This window comes from Williamsia sp. MIQD14 (assembly GCF_051025635.1).
In the GTDB taxonomy this organism is placed as follows: domain Bacteria; phylum Actinomycetota; class Actinomycetes; order Mycobacteriales; family Mycobacteriaceae; genus Williamsia_A.
Genome location: NZ_JBPFDG010000002.1, coordinates 697,042 through 718,683, shown reverse-complemented (window position 1 = coordinate 718,683; position 21,642 = coordinate 697,042). Strand labels below are relative to the sequence as shown.

Genomic DNA, 21,642 nt, shown 5'->3' with positions numbered 1-21,642 from the left:
CGGTCAGAACCGGTCGCAGGTGGCGATGACCCTGGCGATGCCGCGGTCGATCTGCGGCCGGTAGCGATCGACCTGGGCGGCGACGTCGGGGTTGCGGTCGAGGTAGCGCTGCACCTCGGCGCGGCGCTGTGGCTCGGGGAGCACGACGATGCGCTCGAACTCGCCGCGGATCTGCGGGTTGCGCAGGTAGCCGCCGAGGGCGGGGGACACCGCGGTGGTGGCCCGCTCGACCTGGCCGACGGTGCAGGACGTGCCGGGGACGCCGCGATCGGCCGGTGCGGCCGACGCGGTGGCCGGCATGAGGGCCATCGCGCCGATGCCTGCGGCCGCGATCGCGAGGCCGGCGGTGCGGGAGATGCGGGTGCGAGAGATGCGCTGTGCCATGGAGTCTCCTCGTGGAGTGTCGCTGTGGAGGCCGCGCAGACACCGGCGGTTCTGCAGCGTCGCGACCTGCCGTCCACCGTAGCGCGACAATTCCGACATGCCCGCCGATCGGTCCCTGACCAGCGTGCGCCCGGGCTGCGGGGTCAGGCGCCGATGGTGATGGTGAGCCGGGTGCCGCCCAGCGGGCTGTCGGTCAGCGCCGCGGTGCCGTGGTGCAGGACGGCCTGCTGGGCGATCAGCGCCAGACCCAGACCCGACCCGGAGTGTTTGCTGGTGCCGCGTTCGAACCGTCCGAAGAGTCGGTCGCGATCGGCGACGGGGATGCCGCGCCCGTTGTCGTCGACCACGACGGCCGCCCCGGCCGGGCCGGGGTGTGCGGCGACGACGACCTCGGTCGCCTCGCCGTGGCGTATCGCGTTGAGGACGGCGTTGTCGACCGCCATCCGCAGTCCCGTCTCGACGACGGGCACGATCACCGACGGTGCGCCTGCGAGGGTGATCCGCACGCCCGGATGCCGCGCACTCGCCTCGGTCACCACACGGTCGAGGAGATCGACGACGTCGACGGCCTCGCGATGTCGGCCGCCGAGTTCGCCCTGCGCGAGGCTCTCCAACGCCGCGAGGGTCTCCTGGATCCGGGCGTGGGCGCGACGCAGGTCGCCGACGATCTCCGCGCGCGCCACGGCGTCGGGGGCGAAGGTGTCGAGCACCTCGAGGTCGGTGCGCATCGCCGTCAGCGGGGTCCGCAGTTCGTGGGCCGACACCGACGCGAAGTCGCGCGCGGTGGCCAGCGCCTCCTGGGTGCGGGTGCGTTCGTCGTCCACCCGGTGCAGCAGCGCGTCCATCGCCTCGGCGAGCTCCTCGGCCTCCCGGGCGCCGCGCACCGACTGCAGCGCAGTGCGTTCGGGTGATTCCGGGCCGGCGTCGACGCCGATCGCCGCGGTCTGTCGGGCGAGGCGACGCAGGGGTCGCACGGCGAGGCCGCCGAGCAGCCACGCCAACACCGCCGCGGCCGCCACCGCACCCAACGCGATGAACAGCAGTGCCCGGCGCTGGTCGTCGATGCGGTTCTCGGTGTCGCGCAACGGGATCGCCACCGACACCGTCGCCAGACCGTTGAGCACCGTCGAATCCAGCACCGACACCGTCTTCACGCGATAGTCGGTGCCCGCGATGGTCTCGTCGCGCACCCCCACCGACTGTGTCGGGACCGGCGGTGTCGTCGAGGCGACCGACAGGGTGCCGAGCCGGATCGTGGCGAGCGCGCCGGCGGCCACACCGGTGGCGACGGTCGTCGCGTTGGGGTTGGAGATGCTGGGTTGCATCGCCGCCGAGAGGGTGTCGACGCGGGCGTCGAGTTCGCGGTAGGCGCTGGTGTGCACCTGGGTCCACGCGACAGCGCCGACGATCGCGACGATGACCACGGTCGCCGCGGTCGCGGCGAGGGTGACGCGGGTGCGCAGCGACGGCGTGCGCCTCACGGCGTGGTCCGGACCACGAACCCGACCCCGCGGACGGTCTGGATGATGCGCGGTTGGCCCTGCGCCTCGAGCTTGCGGCGGATGTAGCCGACGAAGACGTCGACGACGTTGGTGTCGGCGGCGAAGTCGTAGCCCCACACCTGGCTGAGGAGCTGCACACGGCTCAGCACCATCCCGGGGTGCTCCATCAGCACCGCGAGCAGTTCGAACTCCCGGCGCGTCAGGTCGACGAGGTGGCCGTCACTGTGGACGCGGCGCGCACCGACGTCGAGGTCGACGTGGGCGACGCTGCGGACGTCACCCCGCGCCGGGTCGTTCGTCGGTGCCGCGGTGGCCTCGGCGGGGCGACGGCGGAGCAGGGCCTTGATGCGGGCGACCAGTTCGCCGAGGTCGAAGGGTTTGGTGAGGTAGTCGTCGGCGCCCGCCTCGAGGCCGGCGATGCGGTCGTCGACCGAGGTGCGTGCCGACAGCACGCACACCGGGATGTCGTCGCCGATCGCGCGCAGGGCCGTCACCACCCCGACACCATCGAGTCCGGGCATGTTGATGTCGAGCACGAGCAGGGCGGGCCGACGGACCTGCATCGCACGCAACGCCTCGGCACCACCGGTCGCGGTGTCGACGGAGAACCCGGCCAGCCGCAGCCCACGCTGTAGCGAGTTGAGGACGTCGGCGTCGTCGTCGACGACGAGCACACTGACGTCGGTGGCGGTGGTCGACTCGTCGGGCATGGGCTCCATTGTGCCCAGCGCAGCCGGGCGGGCACGTGGTCGGCGCGCACGGTGTCGTGGTTGCCGCTGTGTCGTGGTTGCCGCTGTGTCGTGGTTGCATGGAGGTGATGACCGACACCGCGCTGCTCTGGTTCCGCCGCGACCTCCGTCTCGCCGACCTGCCGTCGTCGTCGGCGGCCGCCGACGCCGCCGACGAGGTGCTGGCGTGTTTCGTGCTCGACCCGACGCTCATCGCGAGCTCGGGGGAGCGACGCCTGAAGTTCCTCTACGACTCACTGCGCGATCTCGACGAGCAACTCGACGGTCGCCTGCTGGTGGTGCGCGGCAAGCCCGAGAACCAGATCCCGCTGATCGCCAAGGCGGTCGGCGCTACGTCGGTGCACATCTCCGAAGACCACACCCCCTACGGCGTGGCCCGCGACGAGCGCGTCGAGTCGGCGCTGTCGAAGGTCGGCGACGGCGTCGAACTCCATGCCACCGGTTCGTCGTTCGCGGTGACGCCCGGTCGTGTCACGAAGTCCGACGGCGAGCCGTACAAGGTGTTCACCCCGTTCTTCCGTGCCTGGCGTGACCACGGTTGGCATTCTCCGGCGAAGACCGGGCCGAAGACGGCGACGTGGGTCGACCCCGCCTCCGTGACGGGCACGAAGTCGTCGGATGTCCACGCCCACGACATCCCCGACCTCGACGTCGAGTTGTCGATCCCCGCCGGCGAACGTGCGGCGCTCAAGCGGTGGAAGCAGTTCCGCGGCGGCACCGGCGACTACGGCGAGCACGCCGTCGGCGACTACGACGACGAGCGCGATCGTCCCGACCACGACGCCACGAGCCGGATGTCGGCGTACCTCAAGTACGGCAACATCCACCCGCGCACCATGCTCGCCGACCTCACCCGCCTCGAGGACGACGGCGACCTGAAAAAAGGTGCCACCTCGTATCTGCGCGAGCTGTGTTTCCGCGACTTCTACGCCTCGGTCCTCAAGCAGTGGCCGCACAGCGCGTGGCACAACTGGAACCGCGACTTCGACGCGATCGAGGTCGACGAGGGCAAGGACGCCGATGCGGCGTTCGAGGCGTGGAAGGCCGGCAAGACCGGTTTCCCGATCGTCGACGCGGGCATGCGCCAGCTGTCCGGGTCGGGGTTCATGCACAACCGGCTGCGCATGATCGTCGCCTCGTTCCTGGTGAAGGATCTCCACGTTCCGTGGCAGTGGGGTGCGCGCTGGTTCCTCGACCAGTTGATCGACGGTGACCTCGCGAGCAATCAGCACGGCTGGCAGTGGACCGCCGGCTGCGGCACCGACGCGTCGCCCTACTTCCGCGTGTTCAACCCGACCACCCAGGGCCTGAAGTTCGACCCGACGGGTGACTACGTCCGTCGCTGGGTGCCCGAACTCGCCGATGTCGAGGGCAAGGCCGTCCACGAGCTCAAAGACGGCCGCCCGTCGGATTATCCCGACCCGATCGTCGACCACAAGGCAGAGCGCGAAGAGGCACTGCGCCGGTATCAGGCCATCTCGAAGAAGTGACACCACTGCCGAGTTAGGGTACCCGAAACTTTTTCTTCGCCCGAGTTGAACTCGGTGTCGCGGTGTGTCAGATTGGTGCGATGGCCGCCACCCCTGTCGACTCGCCGACCTCGGACGCCGAGGCCGACCCGGCGGCGTCCGGCAAGGGTGTCCGGCGCACCCGGCGGTTCGCCGGAGTGGCACTGCTCGGCCCGGCGTTCGTCGCGGCCATCGCCTACGTCGACCCCGGGAACGTCGCGGCCAACGTCACCGCCGGTGCCCGCTACGGCTTCCTGTTGGTCTGGGTCCTCGTCGTGGCGTGCGCGATGGCCGTGATCATCCAGTACCAGTCGGCGAAGCTCGGGATCGTCACCGGCAAGACACTGCCCGCGCTCCTCGGCGAGCGACTCCCACGTCGCCGTCGCCTCGCGTTCTGGGGACAGGCCGAGATCGTCGCCGCGGCCACCGACATCGCCGAGGTCGTCGGTGGTGCCATCGCGTTGCAGCTGCTCTTCGATCTCCCGCTGGTCGTCGGGGGCGCGATCGTCGGTGTGATCTCCATGGCCCTGTTGGGTTTCCAGTCCCGCAACCGCCAGCGCACCTTCGAGTCGATCATCGCCGGTCTGCTGATCGTCATCGTGGTGGGATTCCTCGCCGGCCTCGTCATCAACCCGCCGTCGGCGGGGAATGTGTTCAGCGGACTCGTCCCTCGTCTGCAGGGCACCGACACGGTGCTGCTGGCGACGAGCATGCTGGGCGCCACGGTGATGCCGCACGCCATCTATCTCCACTCGGCGCTGGTCGTCGACCGGCACGGGCCCAGCACGACCGACGCCCGCCGCCGTCGACTCGTGCGGGCCACCCGCTGGGATGTGGTGTGCGCGTTGGTGGTCGCCGGAGCGGTGAACATCTCGCTGCTCCTGCTGGCCGCGCAGAACCTGCAGGGCAAGGAGGGCACCGACACCATCGAGGGCGCCCAGCGCGCCGTCGGTGACGCCATGGGGCCGGTGATGGCCACCGTGTTCGCCGTCGGACTGCTGGCCTCGGGCCTGGCCTCGACCTCGGTCGGCTGCTACGCCGGGGCGTCGATCATGCAGGGACTGCTGAAGATCCGGCTGTCGATGGTGGTGCGGCGGCTGGTGACGCTGGTCCCGGCCCTGGTGGTGCTCGGCAGCGGTGTCGACCCGACGTGGGCCCTGGTGATCAGCCAGGTGGTGCTCAGCTTCGGCATCCCGTTCGCGATCATCCCGCTCGGCCGCCTCACCCGCGACCGTGCCCTGATGGGTGAGTTCGCCGATTCACGCAGCCTCCGCGGCGTCGCCATCGCGATCGCGACGGTGGTCGTCGCCCTCAACGTCGGCCTGATCGTCCTCACGGTCACCGGCACCGGCTGACCCACCGGGGGTCAGGCCTTCCTGAGGTCGGGGTTCTCGGCGTAGACCTCGGCCAGGACCGACATGTCGAAGATGTCGGAGGCCGAGATGGTGTAGCCCGCCTTGGCGAGGGCCTCGATGTTCCTGGCGATGAGGTCGTCGGTCATGGTGAGCAACCCGTTGGCCTTCGTGTCGGCGGAGACGACGAGCTCGTTCTGCGCCTGCGCCTCCTTCACCTGCTCGTCGAGCTTGAGTCCCAACGACTTCCCGTAGACGTTGACGGCGAGTTCGGCGGACTTCTCCGGGTCGGCGACGGCGTCGTTCCAGCCCTGCACCTCGGCCTTGAGGAACTTCTTCAGCGTGTCGCGCTCGTTGTCGATGGTCTCCTGACGGACCACCAGGGTCTCGGCGACCAGGGGCAGGTTGTAGTCGGCGAACAGCAGCGTCTCGGTGGGGAACCCTTTCGCGGCCAGGGTGATTGGCTCGTTGGTGCTGTAGGCGACCCAGCCGTCGACGTCACCGGTGGTCAGCGGGGTCGGGTCGTACTGCACCGTGATCTTCGAGATGTCGCTCTCGCTGAGATTGTTCGCGGTCAGCAATGCCTTGAAGACGTTCTCGTTGGAGGCCTGCACCCCGATCTTCTTGCCCTTCATGTCGGCCGGCGACGAGATGGGCTTCTTCGCCGACGACATGATGCAGAACGGGTTCTTCTGATAGGTCGCGGCAACGGTTTTCAGCTTGGCGCCCTGCAGGATGACCGGCGCGGTGAGCTGCGGTGCGGTCGTCCCGATCCACACCTTGTTCGAGGTGAGACCGGTCTCGACACCTGTTCCCGCACCGCCGCCGGTGATGAGTTCGGGATCGGCGGGCAGACCCGCGGCCGTGTAGTAGCCCTTGTCGAGTGCGTGGTACTCGCCGGCGAACTCGATGTTCTTGATCCACGACAGCTGCATCTTGATCGCGTCGGAACTCGACGACGACGATCCCGAGCTGCACGCGGCGAGCAGACCCGAGCCGCCGACGGCGGTCGCGGCACCACCGGCGATGAGCGAATAGCGCAGGAAGGAACGACGATCGAAGGTGGGACTCATGATTCTCCTCAGGTGGGTTCGGTGCCCATGCGGGCGAGCACGATGTTCTCGATCACGCCGACGACGGCATAGAGCACGATGGAACTGACGGTGATGACGACGACCGACGCCCACAGCTCGTCGTAGGCGGCGGCGGGCAGCGCCTGCTGCAGGCTGGCGCCGAGACCCTTGTTGGTGCCGAGCCATTCGCTGACGGTGGCGCCGATCATGGCGCCCGGCACCGACACCTTCGCCGCGGCGAACAGCGCCGGCACGGCCGAGGGGAGCGACGCCATCCGCATCGTGGTGAACCGGGTGCCGCCGTAGGCGGTGATGACGTCGCTGATCTGTCGCGGCGCGTTGTTCAGCCCGGTCATGATCATCACCAGGGCGGGGAAGAACACGATGATGCCGCCCATCACGGCCACGCACGCCGGTCCGCGACCGACGATCATCGTGATCAGTGGCGTCATCGCGACCAGCGGGACCGAGCGCAGCAGCATCGCCAACGGCATGAACGTCTGCGCCGCAGGCCGGAACATCACGAACACCGCGGCGACCCCGATGGCGGCCACCATGCCGGTGACGAACCCGATGCCCGTGTCGCCGAGCGTGATCCACAGATCGTCGAAGATCGCCGACCGCTGCGACGACGCGTCCGAACCCGAGACGAGGAACTCGAACACGTCGATCGGGGTGCGACCGATGATGGGCCCGATGTCGGGGAACGCGAGCAGGAACAGCGACCAGATCACGACTATCAGCACCAGCGAGCCCACCAGCGCGCCGAGGAACCGGGTGGTCGTCGAGAACACCGAGGTGCGGGTCATCGGCCCGAACCCGATCCCGAACGCACCGATTCGCCGGTCGCCCAACGGTTCACGAACACCGCCACCACCGCGACGATGGCGTACCCGATGCCGGCGACGGCACCGGCGATGAGCGCGATCGCCCACACCTGCGGGATCGCGGCGCTCTGCTGGGCGAGGATCATGGCCGGACCGATGCCCTGTTCGGGCATCGACAGGAACTCACCGAGCACCGCACCCAGTACCGCCGCCGGGGCGGCGATCTTCAATGCGCCGAGGATGTTCGGCAGGGCGGCGACGATGCGGACCCGGATCAGCTGGGCGAACACGCCTCCGCCGTGCACGCGCACCAGGTCGAGTCCCGCCTGCGGTGGCGACCGCAGCCCGGTGAGGGTGCCGATCATGGTCGTGAAGAACACCGAGATCGCGGCGAGGAACACGATCATCGTCTGCACCTCGGTGAACGCGACCTGAATGATCGGTGCCACCGCGATCAGCGGGGTGCAGTAGCTGATGATGGCGAGTTGGGTGGCCAGACCTTCGATCAACGGGATGACGACCACGAGCAGCGCGACCGCGATCGCGAGCAGGTTGCCCCACAGGAACCCGCGCAGCGCCAGTTCGACGGTGGGGGTCACGTTGGTCGAGTAGAACTGGGCGCCCTGGTCGCCGAGGGCGTCGATCACCGCCAGTGGCGTCGGTATCGTGCCGGAGAACCACCGTGCCACACCGGCGATCGTCCACACCGCGATGACGGCGACGAGTCCGGCGACGCCTGCGCCCCAACGGGATCCGGCCGTGCGCAGCCCACCCCATCGCGCACCCGGCACGGGGACGCGCTCGATCCCGGTGCTCATGTCCGCCGTGCTCACGTGGAGGCGGGGGTCGAGGTGCGGCCGAACAGCAGTCCGCTCAGGTGATCGTGCAGGGCGTGGAACTCCGGCGTCCGCATCATCTCGGGCACGCGCGGACGCGGCAGGTCGATCGGCAGCACCTCGATGATCCGTCCGGGTCGTGGGCTCATCACCGCGACCTCGTCGGAGAGGAAGACCGCCTCGGCGATCCCGTGGGTGACCATCAGGGTGGTCGCGGGCTTCTCGGTCCAGATGCGGAGGAGTTCGATGTTGAGGCGTTGGCGGGTCATGTCGTCGAGCGCACCGAACGGCTCGTCGAGCAGCAGTGCGGTCGGCCGGACGACCAGCGCCCGGGCGATCGAGACACGTTGGCGCATACCGCCCGACAGGGTGGCGGGTTTCGCCTTCTCGAAGCCGGTGAGTCCGACCAGCTCGATCAGCTCGGCGATCAGATCGTCGTCGACGGGCATACCCGCGACCTGCAGGGGGAGCTTGATGTTGGCCGCGACACTGCGCCACGGCAGCAGCGCCGAGTCCTGGAAGGCGATCCCCAGCCCGTGGTCGCGCTGCAGGTCGCGGGGGGACTTGCCGTTCATGAGCGCGGTGCCGCCGGTGGCCTGTTCGAGGCCGGCGAGGATGCGCAGGACGGTCGATTTGCCGCACCCCGAGGGGCCGAGCAGCGCGAGGAACGATCCCTCGGGGGTCTGCAGGGTCACTTCGTCGAGGGCGGTCACCGTCGAGGACCGCGACCCGAACACCTTGGTGAGTCCGGAGACGTCGATACCCGTCCCGGGGGGACGGGTACCGACGGACGACTCGGGAGCAACCATGTCGGCGACGCTAGGTGCCGGTGGTTGCTGCGGTGTTAACCCTGTGTAACGCCGACCTTCTCGGGCGCCGGCGCCGAACCCGACGAGCCCTTGAGCGCGTCGGCCCAGCGCACCTTCGACCCGGTCTGGAGGATCGACCGCTGGTAGATCCGCGACGCGGCCCACACCGCGGCGAGGCACGCGACGATCATGATGACCACGGTGCCGATCACCTGGACGGTGTCGGTCTCACCCGCGGCGATCCGCATCGGCATGAGCGACGCCGAGAAGGGCGGGATCCAGCTGAGCACCTTGATGAAGGTGGAGTCGAGCGAGTTCACGCCGAAGATGCCGGCGTAGAGCACGCCCAGCGACAGGATGGTCAACGGCGCCGCCGTGGACCCCAGTTCCTCCTGTCGCGACACCATCGCGCCGGTTGCCGCGTAGAGCGTCGCGAAGAACAGGAAGCCGAGGAGGAACCACACCACGACCGCGGCGAGCATCGACACCGCCGCGCTGGGCACGGTGAGCACGCCGGTCACCGACGCGGTGATCAACCCGGCCCCGCCCAGCACCACCAGCTGACCGAAGGTGATCGCGCCGATGCCGAGGATCTTGCCCCACAGCAGGTGCAGCGGGCGGATGGTGGCGAGCAGCAGTTCCACCACACGCGAGGTCTTCTCCTCCACGACACCGGCCGACACCATGCCGCCACCCTGCATGATCGCGAACAGCAGCAGGATCACGCCCACGTAGGCGATGGCCAGACGTTGGCCCTCATCGGGCTTGGCGGGGTTGATCTCGGTGACGTCGAGACGGTTGCCGGCCTGCTGGTCCCTGGCGAACGCCGCCGGGTCGATGTTGTTGCGCGCCAACGCCTGCTGCTGGGCGAGCTGGGCGATCGCGGTCCGCACGATCGTCTCCGAGGTGCCCGAGAGCCCGTCCTTGGTGACGGCGGTGAACGCGGGTCCGCCGGCCTGCCCGGCGGCGAGGGCCACCGACACGTCGCCGGAGTCGACCTGGGTGCGTGCCTGCGCGACGTCGGCGAGCGGCACGATCTCGATCGTCGTCCCGGTGACCTGCCCGGCGGCGGTGATCGATTGCGACAGTGCGGTGTTGGTGCCGACGACGCCGATCTTCTCGGGCTTGTCGTCACCCCCGGTGAAGATCGACGCGACGATGAGACCGCCGATGATCACCACGAGGAGCAGTGCGTTGGTGACGAGGAACGATCGGGCACGCACGCGGGTGTTGATCTCGCGCCGTGCGATCAGCGAGACCGCGCGCCGCGCGCCGAGCCGGGTGGAACCGGATGTGTTCTGGCCTGTGATTCTCGGGGTGCTCATGCGGATACAACCTCTCGGAACAGATCGGTCAGGTGGGGAAGGCTGGTGGCGAAGCGGTGCACCGGCCCGTGGGACATGGCCGCGGCCAGGATCTTCTGGTCGTCGGCGCTCGAGTCGAGGGTGAGGAAGCTGTCGGCGCCGCGGTAGTCGACGTCGACGACACCGGGCAGGCCGTCGGCCCAGCGGGTGCAGGTGTCGGGACCGGTGACGTGCAGGGTGACGCCATCGCGACCGCGGAGTTCGTCGACGGTCCCCAGCGCCCGCATGCTGCCCTTGGTGATGATGCCGACGCGGTCGCAGAGCCGTTGCACGAGATCGAGCTGGTGGCTCGAGAACACCACGGGGACCCCCTCGGCGGCCTTCTCCTTGAGCACGTCGCTCATGACGTCGACCGCGACCGGGTCGAGACCGGAGAACGGTTCGTCGAGGACCAGCACCGACGGTTCGTGGACGAGTGCCGCGGCCAGCTGCGCGCGTTGCTGGTTGCCGAGGCTGAGGTCGCCGACGTTGTCGTCGATGCGTTCGGCGATGCCGAGCCTCGCGACCCACCGCTCGACGTTGTCGCGGGCGTCGGCGGTCGACAGCCCGTGCAGTTCGGCGAGGAACCGGAGTTGTTCTCCCACCTTCATCTTCGGGTACAGGCCGCGTTCCTCGGGCATGTACCCGATCTGACGGCGCATCTCCAGGTCGATGGGTCGGTCGCCGAGCAGCACGCGGCCGGAGTCGGCGGCGAGCACACCGAGGATGATGCGCATGGTGGTGGACTTGCCGGCGCCGTTGCTGCCGACGAAGCCGAAGATCTCGCCGGGGTGCACGGTGAAGGTCATGTCGGCCAGGGCGACGAGATCGCCGTATCTCTTGGTCAGTCCATCGATGATCAGTGGTTCGTTCACGGTCGCCTTCTCTCGTTGTGGGTGAGTGCGATGACTGCGGAGGGTCGGTGTCGAGGTGGGATGGCGAATGTGGCTGCGGCCGTGGGGATCACCACCGTGCCGGGGCGGGGGGATCCCGATCCGACGCGGGCTCGATCGCCGCGAGGGTGGTGGCGGCGTCGGTCGGGAGCTCGGGGTCGGGCTCGGGCTCGGGCTGCTCGAGGTCGACCGGCTCGGTGTTCTCGGAGGTGAGGTAGTCCTCGGGATCGGGGTCGTCGAGCCACCAGGACGTCAGGATCGTCGGTGTGCAACTGCCGATCAGGGCGATCGTCACGAGCACCACGCCGACGCCGTAGACGTTCTGGCCGGACACCTTCTCGAACGCCGAACCCATCAGGATGAGGAACATGAACGGGATGAACGTCAGCGTGTAGAGCACGATGTAGCCGATGGAACGCGCCGAGTTGCGTTGCGCCAGTTGGATCTCGTCGAGGGCCGAGACGGGGGCGTCGGCGATGGCGCCGGTCACCACCTTGAGGATCGAGAGGGTGGCGAGGATGCCGAACAACGATGCGAGGTAGGGAGCGACGAACCACACCGAGCTGAAGAACGCGATGACCGCAGAGATCGTCAGCACGATCAGGAACACGATCAGCAGTCCCACGAGCCGGCGAAAAGACCGTCGGTTCCGGAGACGGGGGAACTTCGACGCGTTCTTCGCCAGCAGACGTTCGTATCGACCGGCGCGCCAGTTCTCGTACCGACGCCACAGCTGGGGTTGGGCGTACTCGGGGATCGCCGAGTGGGGATCGGTCATCGTCAGGCTCCGTTCCGTTTGGCGTACAGCTCGGCCGACATCGCGCCGAACTCGGTGCGGCTGAAGACGGCCTCGACCGGCAGGCCGAAGACGCCGCAGATGCGGAACGCGAGGTCGAGGCTGGGGTAGTTGTCGCCACGCTCGAGAGCGCCGACGGACTGCACGTTGATGCCCACGAGGTCCGCGAGCTCGGCCCGCGACATCCGACGCTCGGCGCGCAGTACGCCGATGCGGTTGTAGATCGGGAGTTGCACACCCCGCCGGACTGGACTCATGCAACCAAGTATTAGGAAAACACAACACTATGTCAACAGGTGACAACGTATCGACGCGTCGTCACGACGAAGCGCCAGGTCAGGAGGTGACGGCTGCCGTCGTGGCGACCGTGATGGCCGCGGTGATCGCCACCTGTATCTGGCGCGTCGCCGCACGTAATGCCGCGTCGGCCCATGAACCTGTGGTGGCTGTCGCGATCTGGCCGGGATCGGCCGAGGGGAACCGTCGGTGCGCCATCCGCGTGGCATCGAGGACGGCGATCACGGTGGCGACGTGGGGGCGGAGGGTGGCGCCGGGAGTGCTGATCGCCGCCTCGACCTCGCGCGCCACCTCGGCGGCGGCCTGTCCCGGCACCGGGAGCCACTGATGGGTGGTGAACAGGCGCAGTCGCTTTCGGGTGCGGTGTTCGAGAACGCCCGCGGTGACGGCGGCGGCCACCTCGTCAGCGCGAACGCGGCCGGCTGTGGAGGTCAATCGGGTGATCACCTGCGGGGGTGTCGTTGATCCCGCCGCGGCGATCGCGTGCAGCGCGTCGTCGAGGACCGTGGTGCCCACCGGTGACGCATCGGTCACGGTGATCGAACCGTCGACCAGATCGATCCGCTCACGCAGGGCGAGGTCGGCGACCAGGGCGCCGGCCACGGCGACATCGAGCACCCCGTCGGGGGCGAGCGCGACGCCGGTCCTCGGGTCGAAGGAGAGCCAGATCAGATCGGTGACCACCGTTCGCGTACTCATGACCGTCCATTTCGTTGGTGTATCTTGCTAACGATATGGCATCCCGGTAGCCACTCGTCGCCGTTCGTCTGACATCGAGGAGTCAGTACAGTGCCAGGTCAGGGCCTACCGACCTTCCCGGTCGCCTCCGCACCTCGCGTCGCCGACGACGTGGCCCTGACCGCACCCACCGATGATTCCGGGAAGTGGGTGATCTCCGCCGGCGCCACCCACTACTACCGCGCGGGCGCCGACCTGGTCGAGTTGCTCGGTGCGCTCGACGGGCGCCGCGGGGTCGACGACATCGTGGCCGCCCTGGGTGACCGATGGTCGCACGAGCGGGTGCTCGCGGGGCTCGAGGTCGCGCGTCGCATGGAGCTCCTGGACGGGTCGGACGACGATCGGCAGACCCTCGACGGCCGACGTGTGAAGTTCGTACCGCCGCTGACCGTGCAGATCGCGCTGACCCGACGTCTCGACCGCACCTTCGACGCCCTGCTCGCCGCGGCGCGTCCCCTCGCCGCCCTCCCGAGAAGACCCGGTCTCGTCGTTCTCGCGGCCGTGACGGTGGTCGCGATGATCTGCTGGGCCGCGCAGATCGGCGCCACACTCGACGCGCTCGCAGGCACGCTGACGATCGCCGAGATCCTGGTCGTGCTCGCGGTCTCGCTCGTGGGAACCGCCGTGCACGAGTTCGCCCACGGCCTCGCGCTGAAAGCCCAGGGCGGCAGGGTGAACCGCATGGGGATCATGGTCTTCTACCTGATGCCTGCGTTCTTCTGCGACATCTCCGACGCCTGGACCCTGCCACGGCCGGCCCAGCGCGTACGCGTCGCGTTGGCGGGGATCACCGTGCAGTGCAGCGTGTTCGGGATCACCTCGATCGCTGCAGCCGGAGCGTGGGCCGCCGGCGCCGACGGGATACAGCGCGTCCTGCTCCTCATCGCCCTCACCAACATCGCGATGGCGTTGATCAACCTGATCCCGTTCGTCAAGCTCGACGGATACATCGCCCTCATGAGCTGGTGTGACGTGAACCAGCTGCGCGAGAGGTCCATGCGCCTCGTCTCCGACCGCAGCCTCGCGATCCTCTACGGCGCCAGGGTGCCCCCGACGCCGGGCGTCGCGCGATGGCGCTGGTGGTACGGCGCCGGCTGCATGATCTTTCCCGTGGTGGTGATCGTTGCCGCGCTGGGGAACTGGCGCGGAGCGCTGGCGGGACTCGGTGTCATCGGCGCCGTCGTCCTCGCCCTGGTGTCGCTGTATCTGATCCTCGTCGTCGGTACCCTGGTTCTACGGGGGCTGCGGCGTGCACGTGACTTCGGGGCGGCGCTGCCGAGAATGATCGCGGTGACCGGTGCCGTCGTCCTCGCACTCGGCGCCGCCGCGCTCCTCATCCGCACCGACGAGACCGTCGACGGGTCGTTCGTGACCGCCGACGGCACCACCTATCTCGTCTCCACCGACGCCGCTGTGCTCGATGCCCTCCGCGCCGGTCAGTCGGTCGCGTTGCGCGAGAACGGCATCGTCCTGCATCGCGACGTCGCCTCGGGGGAGCTGTCGGGGGACCGCCTCGCGCGTGATGTCCCGCTGACCGCGCTGCTGCCGGTCGGAGGTCTCGATCTCGACGTCCCCGCCACCTGGGTGCGCATCGACGGCGTCGACGCGCCGCGCGTACTCGACGGGCTCGCCGAGGTGACCGTCGGACGGGTGTCGTTGGCGCGCAGTCTCGTCGATCGTTTCGTCTGGCCGACCGCGCTCGGGCGGTGGTGACCGATGCACCGGATGACGTTCTGCCCCGCGGGCTCCCCGTTCTACGACACCGTGCGCACTCCACCGGACGACCCCGGTTACGGCACCGACCTCGACCTGCCCGCCGGCTGGCATCGCCTCCCGGGTGAGGACTGGACCATGATCGTCGACACCGGCGTCACGCTGCCGCTGCAGGGCTGGAAGATCCACGTGTCGGCGACCCACCACAACGCCGCCGAGGTCCTCGCCCGCTGCTGGAGCTACCTCGTCGACGGCGGTCACGCCTTCAAACACCTGCGGTCGCAGGCGGTGCTGCTGCGACGGAACGGCAAATACGGAGATCGCTCGGGCAGTGGGAAGTTCGTGACGATCTATCCCCCGGACCTCGACACCTTCACGACCGTGCTCACCGAGCTCGACCCCGTCCTCGCCGGTCTCGACGGCCCGTACATACTCAGCGATCTGCGGTGGCGGCAAGGCCCCCTCTACGTGCGGTACGGCGGATTCGTCCCCCGCCCGACCCGCACCCGCGGCGGACGCGTCGCGTACTGCATCGAGGACCCGCAGGGCCGTCTGGTCGAGGACTCGCGCCGGCCCGGATTCCATCCCCCGGACTGGGTCACCGTTCCCGCGGTGCTGCAGCCCGCGCTCGAGGCGCGCGCACGGGGCACCCTCGAGGGCTTCCCCTATCGCGTGGACCGGGCACTGCACTTTTCTAACGGTGGTGGCGTCTACGCCGGACGTGCCGACACAGACGACGCACCGGTGCTCATCCGTGAAGCCAGGCCGCACGCCGGGGTTGATCTGCGCGGCGAGGACGCGACCGACCGGCTGATGCGCGAACGCGACGCGATCGATCGTCTCGACGGTCTCGGCATCGTCCCGCGGGTCATCGACCTGCGCCGTGGCCACGAACACGACTACCTCATCCGCGAATTCGTCGACGGGGTCTCCCTGCTCGACGCCGCCGCCCGTCGCCGCGCCGAGTGCCCGGCCGCGGAGTACGTGGCCTGGGCCGGGGAGATGACCGATCGGGTGGACGCCGCCGTGACCGTCGCCGGTGAACGCGGCCTCACCCTCGGTGACGTCCACCTCGGCAACGTCATGGTCGGCGCCGACGACCGCATCAGCCTGATCGACCTCGAGACCGCGTCCACCGAACCCGACGCTCTGCAGGTGCACGCCGCGGCAGGCTTTCAGGCGCCGCCGTCCTACCGCGGACCGCGGATCGACCGGTATTCCCTCGGCTGCCTGCGGCTCGCCGTGTTCAGTGCCGCCCTGACCACGACCCTGCCGTGGAACAGCGACGCCCTCGACCTCGCACTGGACCTGATCGCCGTCCGCTACGACCCGCCGGATACGTTCGCGCGACGTGTGCGAGCCGATCTCGGATCCGCCCGGCCACTCGGATTCTCCGGGACCGAGGCGTGTCGGCCCGCGCCGACGATCAAGGAGGTGACCGACGTGCCCGCGGTGCGGTCGGCGATTCTCGCCTGGGCCACCCCCGAGCGCACCGACCGCCTCTACCCGGGCGACTGCACGTCGTTCTCCGTGCCCGAGGGGGGATTGTCGTTGGGTTACGGTGCGGCCGGGGTGATCTGGGCGCTACAGGTGACCGGCGCGACGATCCCCGACGACCACCGCACCTGGCTCCGCGAACACCCACTGCTGGCCGACCCGCGACCCGCCGACATGGGCTGGGGCCTCTACACCGGACTCACCGGTGTGGTGCACACACTCGCGGTGATCGGCGAGACCGAGATCGCGCTGCGCATCGCGCGGACGGCGTTGCGCGATGCGCTCACCTCCGACGAGACGGCCGATCGCCACGGCGTCGACCTCTTCTCCGGACTCGCCGGGATCGGGCTCACCCTGACCGATCTCGCGGACCGCACCGGTGACGGCGACCTCGTCGATCTCGCCTCGGCGGTTCTCGACCGTGTCGCGACGCGATGGGACGACGATCGCCACCGCGCTGTCGCACCGGGTCTGCTCTCGGGATGGTCGGGCCCCGCCCTGTTCGCCGCACGCCTGCACGACCTCACCGGCGACGATCACGCCGCCGACCTCGCCGTGCGTTTCCTCGCCCACGACGTCGCCGCCTTCGACCATCGCCCGGAACCCGGCGTCCGCACCGCGCTGCCCGGACCACTCGGAACCGCCCTCGTCGCCGCCCAGTTCGCCGCCGACGCCGCCATCCCCGCCCCCTCGGCGGAGAGCTGGGCGGCCCACGCGACCCGTCTTTCTCGTCGCGGCGGGCACAGACACATCGGCGACGGCGCCGGCCTCGCCGCCGGGTGGGCCGGTGGAGCCGTCTGTGCCGCCATCCTCGACCGCCACGGCCTCGTGGACCCCGACGTCCGAGATGCGCTCACCGACCCGACCGAACTGCGGGTGTACTCGAGCCGACTCGGTGACGAGATCGGGTTCCTCGGTCAGGACAACTGGCGACTGTCGATCGACCTGCTCACCGGTTCCGCCGGTGTGCTGCTCGCGGTGCACGCGCTCGACGGCGGACCGGTGACCCTGCCGCTGCTGTCGCGACCGGTCTGACGGTTGTGGCCGCGCCGCGGATCTCGGTGATCTGTCCGACCTTCAACCGCTCGACGGCCATCGTCGACACCGTCGAGTCGGTGCGAGGGCAGCATCACCACGATTGGGAACTCATCGTGGTGTCCGACGCGAGCACCGATGACACCGACTCGGTCGTGGCCGCTCTGGCGGCCGACGACGACCGGATCCGCCTCGTGCGCACCGACCGTCGACACGGACAGCCGGCGACGCCACGCAATGTCGGTCTGGCCCATGTCCGCGGCGACATCGTCGCCTACCTCGACCACGACGACCTCATGGTGCCCGATCACCTCGCGACCGTCGCCGGGATGATCGACGACGGCGCCGAAATCGTGGCCACCGGCGCGACCACGCGCGACCCCACCAGGCGGATGACCACGCGGACCCGGGCCGCGCATCTGTTCTGGCATCCCGAGATCGCGGTGTTGGGGCCGACATTCGAGCCGTCGCGCGTCGCGCATCGCACCGGACTCGTCGAGCGCGTCGGCGGGTGGCGGCCCGGCCCGGGACTCGAGGACTGGGACCTGTGGGTGCGGGTGTCCGACGCCGGCGTCGGCTTCACCACCACCACCGCACCGACGGTGGAACTCCTGGCCGACGCCGCCACGCGTCGCCACCGGATGGCGTGTCGATTCCACGTCGCGGTCGCCACCTTCGACACGGCACGCGATGCGGCCCAGGCGTTGTCGCGGCTACGCGCCGACGACGACGCCGAGCGACACCGCGCCGCGCTCGTGGCCGACATCGTCGACTGGTATCGACCGATGACCCGGTCCGCGGCGTTCGTCACACCGAGCGGATGGTCGGGCGACCCGGTCGACGAGGTCGTCGACTCCCTCGGTACCCCGCGCCCCTGGTCGGATCTCGTCGTGGTGCGCGGTGATCGGGGGTTCGCCGTCGCCCGCCCGGTCGCCTGCCACACCGCGGCCCACGCGTCCCGCATCCAGGCGCTGGCCGACCGCATCCGTCGGCGTCAGACGGCGTTGGCGCGCAGTGTCATCGGCGCAGATCGGCCATGACGCCCTCGATGTCCGAGTGATCGAGCGTCCCCAGTGCGGGCAGTCCGCGCCCCCAGGCATCCAGGCACTGCCGGGCCGCGCGTGACGCGTCGTCGCCGCTGATCGGAGGCATCGTGGTGATCCCCCAGTCGTCGACGAGCGCTCGGAAACCCTGCACCGGATCGGCGTCGACGGCGCGGACCGATCCGATCTCGGCCCACAGCCGCGCCAGCCGCTGCGCCGATCCCCACCGCCGGTCACCGTCGGCGACGCGCCGCCACCACGGCGGGATCACGGCGGCGAACGCCGCGATCTTGCGTGCGGAGAACATCGTCGACAACTCGTTGCTGAGGTACCACCCCTTGTTGGCGAACGGATCCCGCGACGGGCTGGTGAACTCCGCGGACTGGGCCCACGCGCTGAGTTTCGCCGCCTCGAGTCGGTCGTCGGCCGTCATCGCGCCGTCGGCCGCACCCGCACACAACCGATCGCCGACCGCGATGGCCCGGCGGATGACCGTCAGCACCAACTCGTCCTCGATCCTCTGCCCGTCGGGGGACACGTCACCGATGAACGCGCCGCTCTGCCGGACGACGTTCTCCATCACCCCCTCGAGCACGAGGTGTGCGGGCAGGGTGGCCGTGGCGACGGGATCCAGTACGGCGAGATCGGGTTGCAGCGCGGTACCGAACAGCAACCGTTTCCGGCCGCCGAGCACGAGGCAGGCCCGCGGCCCCCGCTCGCTACCGGTACCGATCGTGGTCGGGACGGCGACGTGGCGGATGACCGGTGTGGTGGTGTCGCGCAGGAAGATCACCCCCGACCGCCCTGCCGCGTCGAAGTGGCGTCGTACCCGGGGATCGGCGGACATCGCCACGGCGACCTTCACCACGTCGAGTGTCGCGCCGCCGCCCAGTGACACGACGACATCGCGTCCGGCGAGATGGTCGGCGACGACCTCGACACCGGGCATCGCCGTGTCGGCGGGGGTGGCGACGACGTCGACGGTTGCCCCGGCCCAGGTGATCGCCGCGCGCAGCTCGCGGGCGACGGCGGTGTCGCAGACCGCGGGATCGGCGACGACCACGACCCGGTGCGCGCGGCGATCCTGCAGCCATCGCGACATCCCGCCGACGCCGATCAGCATGGGGCTCGCCGGAGCGAGAAACACCGCTCAGCCCGCTTCGCGCACGGCCGCGGTCACCGCGAACCGCTCGAGTCCGCGGGTGATGCATGCGAACAGGGCGTCGAGGTCGGCGTCGGTGTAGACCAGTGCGGGGACGAGTTGGACACCCGAGATCCCCGGATGCACGATGGCGCCCTCGGCGCGGATGCTCGCGACGACCGCGGCGACGTCGCGTTGATCGAGCGGTTCGCCGCTCCGCGGATCCGACAGGGCCACGGCCCGGAATGCCGCGGGACCCACCGACGCCCGTACCCAGCCGGTATCACGGGACAGGGCATCGATGGCGGCGTCGAGACCTGCGGCGAGGACGGGGACCCGGTCGGCGATCGCCAGGCGCTCGACCTCGTCGATGGTGGCGCAGATCGCCGCGCAGGTGATCGGCGTCCCGGCCTGGGTCTCCCCGTGTGACAGCAGGCCGCCGGGGGAGTCGAACCGCTCGTCGACGTGACCGGCGACGAGCACGGCCGACCCCGCTGACGTCCCGTTGGTGAGGCCCTTCGAGGTCACCAGCAGATCGGGCGGCTCCGGCCAGCGCTGACTCGCGAAATACGTCCCCGTGCGCCAGAACCCGGTCGCCACCTCATCGGCGACGAGGAGGAACCCGTACTGCTCGCGCAGGTCGAGGAGTGTCGCGATGTATTCCTCGGTGAGGGCCACCGCACCGCTTCCGAGCATCGGCTCGACCACCATCGCCGCGATCCGGTCGCCTTGGCGCCGCATCAGCGCCGTCAGCGCCTCGCCGTCGTTGGGCGCGACGTGGCGGATCAGGCGCTGGTCGACGCCGTAGATCTGCTGGCCGAGATCCTCGCCGGTGAGGGCGAACCCGCCGAAGGTGAGACCGTGGAAGCTGCCGTCGAGCGCGGCGATGAGGTTGCGCTGCGGCCTACCGTCGAGCGCGTGGAACTGCCGCGCGAGCTTCATCGACAGGTCGTTGGCGGCTCCGCCCGCGGTCGAGAAGATGACCCGTGAGAACGCAGACGGGCCGGCGACGCGGCGTAGTGCCTCGGCGGCGGCGCGGGCGTAGGTGTTCTCGTAGCGGAAGACCGACAGGTACGACGCGTCGCGAGCGGCTCGTCCGATGGCGTCGGCGATCACCTCGTTGCCGTATCCGAGGTTGACGTTCCACAGTCCACTGCTCCCGTCGAGCAGCTCGACACCTGCGGCGGTCTTCACGCGCACCCCGTGGGCCGAGGCCATGCACAGGTCCTCGTGGCCGTGCAGGTCGTGGGTGATCAACGACGGCCACAGCGCACCCCTGCTCACGGGGTCACCGCCTCGATCACGAGGTAGCGGTGGCGGCCGTCGGGGGTGGTCACGACCCGGGTGCGCCGGATGGTGAACCCGACCTCGGCGAGTTCGGCGGTCACGACGTCGGCCGGCACCACGCCGATGCGCGTCACACACACCTCGACGGTGTCCCCGGGGCCGGTGAGCTGGTCCTCGTCGTACATCACGACGACACGTTCGGTGGCGGCCGCGGGCCACGACTCGATCATGCGGACGTGTCGCCCGCCCGCACCCTCGGCGCGGGTGCGGGCGATGGCGTCGCCACCGGCGTGCTCGGCGTCGAGTTCGACCGTCGAGACCACCAGTACGCCACCGCTGAGGAGTTGGCCGAACAGGTTGCGCCACATACCTCGTCGCGCGTCATCGGTCAGCAGAGAGATCGATGTCGTCGCGATCACCGCGGCCGCCACCGACTTCTCGGGTTCGGCGTGGGTGGCCATGTCGCCCTGCACCAGCCGGGCGGTCCCCCGCAACCGCGGCGCGGCGTCGAGGCGACGGCGCAGCAGGGTCAGCATGGTGTCGGAGAGATCGACCGCGGTGACGTCACGTCCACCGGCGACCATCGGCACCGTGACGCGACCGCTGCCCGCGGCGAGTTCCAGGACGGGGCCGGGGTGGCCCTTGATGGCCGAGAGGATCTCGAAGACCTCACTGGTGTTCGAGAAGCCGATGTCGTCGTAGAGGTCGGCGCCGAAGTCGTCGTGGTAGAGGTCGCGCAGCCGCACCCGTTTGCCGGACCCGGCGAGGTCCGCGCGCGCGAAGTCGGGGATGGCGTCGATGTCGGTGACGGTCATCGCC

20 protein-coding genes are annotated in these 21,642 nt (G+C 69.7%); 5 read left to right on the top strand and 15 right to left on the bottom strand.

Going from position 1 to position 21,642, the window contains the following annotated elements; translation table 11 throughout:
- Positions 1-3 precede the first annotated feature (3 nt).
- The 3 genes from ACQ7HM_RS10840 to ACQ7HM_RS10830 all read right to left on the bottom strand — a co-directional run bounded on the left by ACQ7HM_RS10840 (position 4) and on the right by ACQ7HM_RS10830 (position 2,596).
- Positions 4-384 (bottom strand): hemophore-related protein, encoded by a 381-nt coding sequence (locus tag ACQ7HM_RS10840; protein WP_434216266.1) that lies wholly within the window; start codon positions 382-384, stop codon positions 4-6.
- 143 nt (positions 385-527) lie between these two features.
- A complete protein-coding gene (locus tag ACQ7HM_RS10835) occupies positions 528-1,865 on the bottom strand; it encodes a sensor histidine kinase (protein WP_434216265.1) in 1,338 nt (445 codons plus the stop codon).
- A complete protein-coding gene (locus ACQ7HM_RS10830; protein ID WP_434216264.1) occupies positions 1,862-2,596 on the bottom strand; it encodes a response regulator transcription factor in 735 nt (244 codons plus the stop codon). The genes ACQ7HM_RS10835 and ACQ7HM_RS10830 overlap by 4 nt, the downstream gene beginning before the upstream one ends.
- A gap of 107 nt (positions 2,597-2,703) precedes the next feature.
- On the opposite strand from ACQ7HM_RS10830, the gene ACQ7HM_RS10825 reads away from it, so the two are divergent.
- Entirely contained in the window at positions 2,704-4,125 is a 1,422-nt protein-coding gene (locus ACQ7HM_RS10825; RefSeq protein ID WP_434216263.1) for a cryptochrome/photolyase family protein, read from the top strand.
- An 80-nt stretch (positions 4,126-4,205) separates the two neighbouring features.
- Entirely contained in the window at positions 4,206-5,498 is a 1,293-nt protein-coding gene (locus tag ACQ7HM_RS10820; protein WP_434216262.1) for an Nramp family divalent metal transporter, read from the top strand.
- Positions 5,499-5,509: 11 nt separating this feature from the next.
- Here ACQ7HM_RS10820 and ACQ7HM_RS10815 read toward each other — a convergent pair whose 3' ends face one another.
- The 9 genes from ACQ7HM_RS10815 to ACQ7HM_RS10775 all read right to left on the bottom strand — a co-directional run bounded on the left by ACQ7HM_RS10815 (position 5,510) and on the right by ACQ7HM_RS10775 (position 13,068).
- Positions 5,510-6,568 carry an ABC transporter substrate-binding protein gene (locus ACQ7HM_RS10815; RefSeq protein ID WP_434216261.1) on the bottom strand — a complete coding sequence of 353 codons (1,059 nt, stop codon included), beginning with the start codon at positions 6,566-6,568 and terminating at the stop codon, positions 5,510-5,512.
- A gap of 8 nt (positions 6,569-6,576) precedes the next feature.
- On the bottom strand, positions 6,577-7,377 hold the full coding sequence (locus ACQ7HM_RS10810; RefSeq protein WP_434216260.1) for an ABC transporter permease: 801 nt from the start codon (positions 7,375-7,377) through the stop codon (positions 6,577-6,579).
- A complete protein-coding gene (locus tag ACQ7HM_RS10805; RefSeq protein ID WP_434216259.1) occupies positions 7,374-8,213 on the bottom strand; it encodes an ABC transporter permease in 840 nt (279 codons plus the stop codon). Before ACQ7HM_RS10805 ends, ACQ7HM_RS10810 begins: the two co-directional genes overlap by 4 nt.
- 11 nt (positions 8,214-8,224) lie before the next feature.
- Positions 8,225-9,040, bottom strand: coding sequence for an ABC transporter ATP-binding protein (locus ACQ7HM_RS10800; protein ID WP_434216258.1), 816 nt, complete (start codon positions 9,038-9,040; stop codon positions 8,225-8,227).
- Positions 9,041-9,075: 35 nt separating this feature from the next.
- Positions 9,076-10,365 carry an ABC transporter permease gene (locus tag ACQ7HM_RS10795; RefSeq protein WP_434216257.1) on the bottom strand — a complete coding sequence of 430 codons (1,290 nt, stop codon included), beginning with the start codon at positions 10,363-10,365 and terminating at the stop codon, positions 9,076-9,078.
- Positions 10,362-11,258, bottom strand: a complete 897-nt coding sequence (locus ACQ7HM_RS10790; protein ID WP_434216256.1) for an ABC transporter ATP-binding protein — start codon at positions 11,256-11,258, stop codon at positions 10,362-10,364. Before ACQ7HM_RS10790 ends, ACQ7HM_RS10795 begins: the two co-directional genes overlap by 4 nt.
- Before the next feature lie 88 nt (positions 11,259-11,346).
- Complete coding sequence (locus ACQ7HM_RS10785) at positions 11,347-12,054, bottom strand: hypothetical protein (RefSeq protein ID WP_434216255.1); 708 nt, start codon at positions 12,052-12,054, stop codon at positions 11,347-11,349.
- Positions 12,055-12,056: 2 nt separating this feature from the next.
- On the bottom strand, positions 12,057-12,329 hold the full coding sequence (locus ACQ7HM_RS10780) for a helix-turn-helix transcriptional regulator (protein ID WP_434216254.1): 273 nt from the start codon (positions 12,327-12,329) through the stop codon (positions 12,057-12,059).
- Between the two features lie 79 nt (positions 12,330-12,408).
- On the bottom strand, positions 12,409-13,068 hold the full coding sequence (locus tag ACQ7HM_RS10775; protein WP_434216253.1) for a GOLPH3/VPS74 family protein: 660 nt from the start codon (positions 13,066-13,068) through the stop codon (positions 12,409-12,411).
- Between the two features lie 90 nt (positions 13,069-13,158).
- Between ACQ7HM_RS10775 and mpaP the strand changes: the two genes are divergently transcribed.
- Genes mpaP through ACQ7HM_RS10760 form a run of 3 tightly spaced genes read left to right on the top strand, consistent with a single transcriptional unit; the run spans position 13,159 to position 18,392 of the window.
- The gene (gene mpaP, locus ACQ7HM_RS10770) at positions 13,159-14,820 is read left to right on the top strand and encodes a daptide biosynthesis intramembrane metalloprotease (protein ID WP_434216252.1); all 1,662 of its coding nucleotides are present in this window, start codon (positions 13,159-13,161) and stop codon (positions 14,818-14,820) included.
- A gap of 3 nt (positions 14,821-14,823) precedes the next feature.
- Entirely contained in the window at positions 14,824-17,352 is a 2,529-nt protein-coding gene (gene lanKC, locus ACQ7HM_RS10765; protein ID WP_434216251.1) for a class III lanthionine synthetase LanKC, read from the top strand.
- A 26-nt stretch (positions 17,353-17,378) separates the two neighbouring features.
- Positions 17,379-18,392, top strand: a complete 1,014-nt coding sequence (locus ACQ7HM_RS10760; RefSeq protein WP_434216250.1) for a glycosyltransferase family 2 protein — start codon at positions 17,379-17,381, stop codon at positions 18,390-18,392.
- On the opposite strand, the gene mpaC is transcribed toward ACQ7HM_RS10760, so the two are convergent.
- The 3 genes from mpaC to mpaM are packed head-to-tail and all read right to left on the bottom strand — an operon-like array spanning position 18,370 to position 21,638.
- Complete coding sequence (gene mpaC / locus ACQ7HM_RS10755) at positions 18,370-19,518, bottom strand: daptide-type RiPP biosynthesis dehydogenase (protein ID WP_434216249.1); 1,149 nt, start codon at positions 19,516-19,518, stop codon at positions 18,370-18,372. The genes ACQ7HM_RS10760 and mpaC overlap by 23 nt on opposite strands.
- Positions 19,519-19,545: 27 nt before the next feature.
- Positions 19,546-20,820 (bottom strand): daptide-type RiPP biosynthesis aminotransferase, encoded by a 1,275-nt coding sequence (gene mpaD / locus ACQ7HM_RS10750; RefSeq protein WP_434216248.1) that lies wholly within the window; start codon positions 20,818-20,820, stop codon positions 19,546-19,548.
- Positions 20,817-21,638 carry a daptide-type RiPP biosynthesis methyltransferase gene (gene mpaM / locus ACQ7HM_RS10745; protein WP_434216247.1) on the bottom strand — a complete coding sequence of 274 codons (822 nt, stop codon included), beginning with the start codon at positions 21,636-21,638 and terminating at the stop codon, positions 20,817-20,819. The genes mpaD and mpaM overlap by 4 nt, the downstream gene beginning before the upstream one ends.
- Between the last annotated feature and the right edge of the window lie 4 nt (positions 21,639-21,642).

Coding starts and splice junctions, on each gene's coding strand:
- ACQ7HM_RS10840 (WP_434216266.1), bottom strand. CDS start 384: ATGGCACAGCGCATCTCTCGCACCCGCATCTCCCGCACCGCCGGCCTC.
- ACQ7HM_RS10830 (WP_434216264.1), bottom strand. CDS start 2,596: ATGCCCGACGAGTCGACCACCGCCACCGACGTCAGTGTGCTCGTCGTC.
- ACQ7HM_RS10825 (WP_434216263.1), top strand. CDS start 2,704: ATGACCGACACCGCGCTGCTCTGGTTCCGCCGCGACCTCCGTCTCGCC.
- ACQ7HM_RS10820 (WP_434216262.1), top strand. CDS start 4,206: ATGGCCGCCACCCCTGTCGACTCGCCGACCTCGGACGCCGAGGCCGAC.
- ACQ7HM_RS10815 (WP_434216261.1), bottom strand. CDS start 6,568: ATGAGTCCCACCTTCGATCGTCGTTCCTTCCTGCGCTATTCGCTCATC.
- ACQ7HM_RS10810 (WP_434216260.1), bottom strand. CDS start 7,377: ATGACCCGCACCTCGGTGTTCTCGACGACCACCCGGTTCCTCGGCGCG.
- ACQ7HM_RS10805 (WP_434216259.1), bottom strand. CDS start 8,213: ATGAGCACCGGGATCGAGCGCGTCCCCGTGCCGGGTGCGCGATGGGGT.
- ACQ7HM_RS10800 (WP_434216258.1), bottom strand. CDS start 9,040: ATGGTTGCTCCCGAGTCGTCCGTCGGTACCCGTCCCCCCGGGACGGGT.
- ACQ7HM_RS10795 (WP_434216257.1), bottom strand. CDS start 10,365: ATGAGCACCCCGAGAATCACAGGCCAGAACACATCCGGTTCCACCCGG.
- ACQ7HM_RS10785 (WP_434216255.1), bottom strand. CDS start 12,054: ATGACCGATCCCCACTCGGCGATCCCCGAGTACGCCCAACCCCAGCTG.
- ACQ7HM_RS10780 (WP_434216254.1), bottom strand. CDS start 12,329: ATGAGTCCAGTCCGGCGGGGTGTGCAACTCCCGATCTACAACCGCATC.
- ACQ7HM_RS10775 (WP_434216253.1), bottom strand. CDS start 13,068: ATGAGTACGCGAACGGTGGTCACCGATCTGATCTGGCTCTCCTTCGAC.
- lanKC (WP_434216251.1), top strand. CDS start 14,824: ATGCACCGGATGACGTTCTGCCCCGCGGGCTCCCCGTTCTACGACACC.
- mpaC (WP_434216249.1), bottom strand. CDS start 19,518: ATGCTGATCGGCGTCGGCGGGATGTCGCGATGGCTGCAGGATCGCCGC.
- mpaM (WP_434216247.1), bottom strand. CDS start 21,638: ATGACCGTCACCGACATCGACGCCATCCCCGACTTCGCGCGCGCGGAC.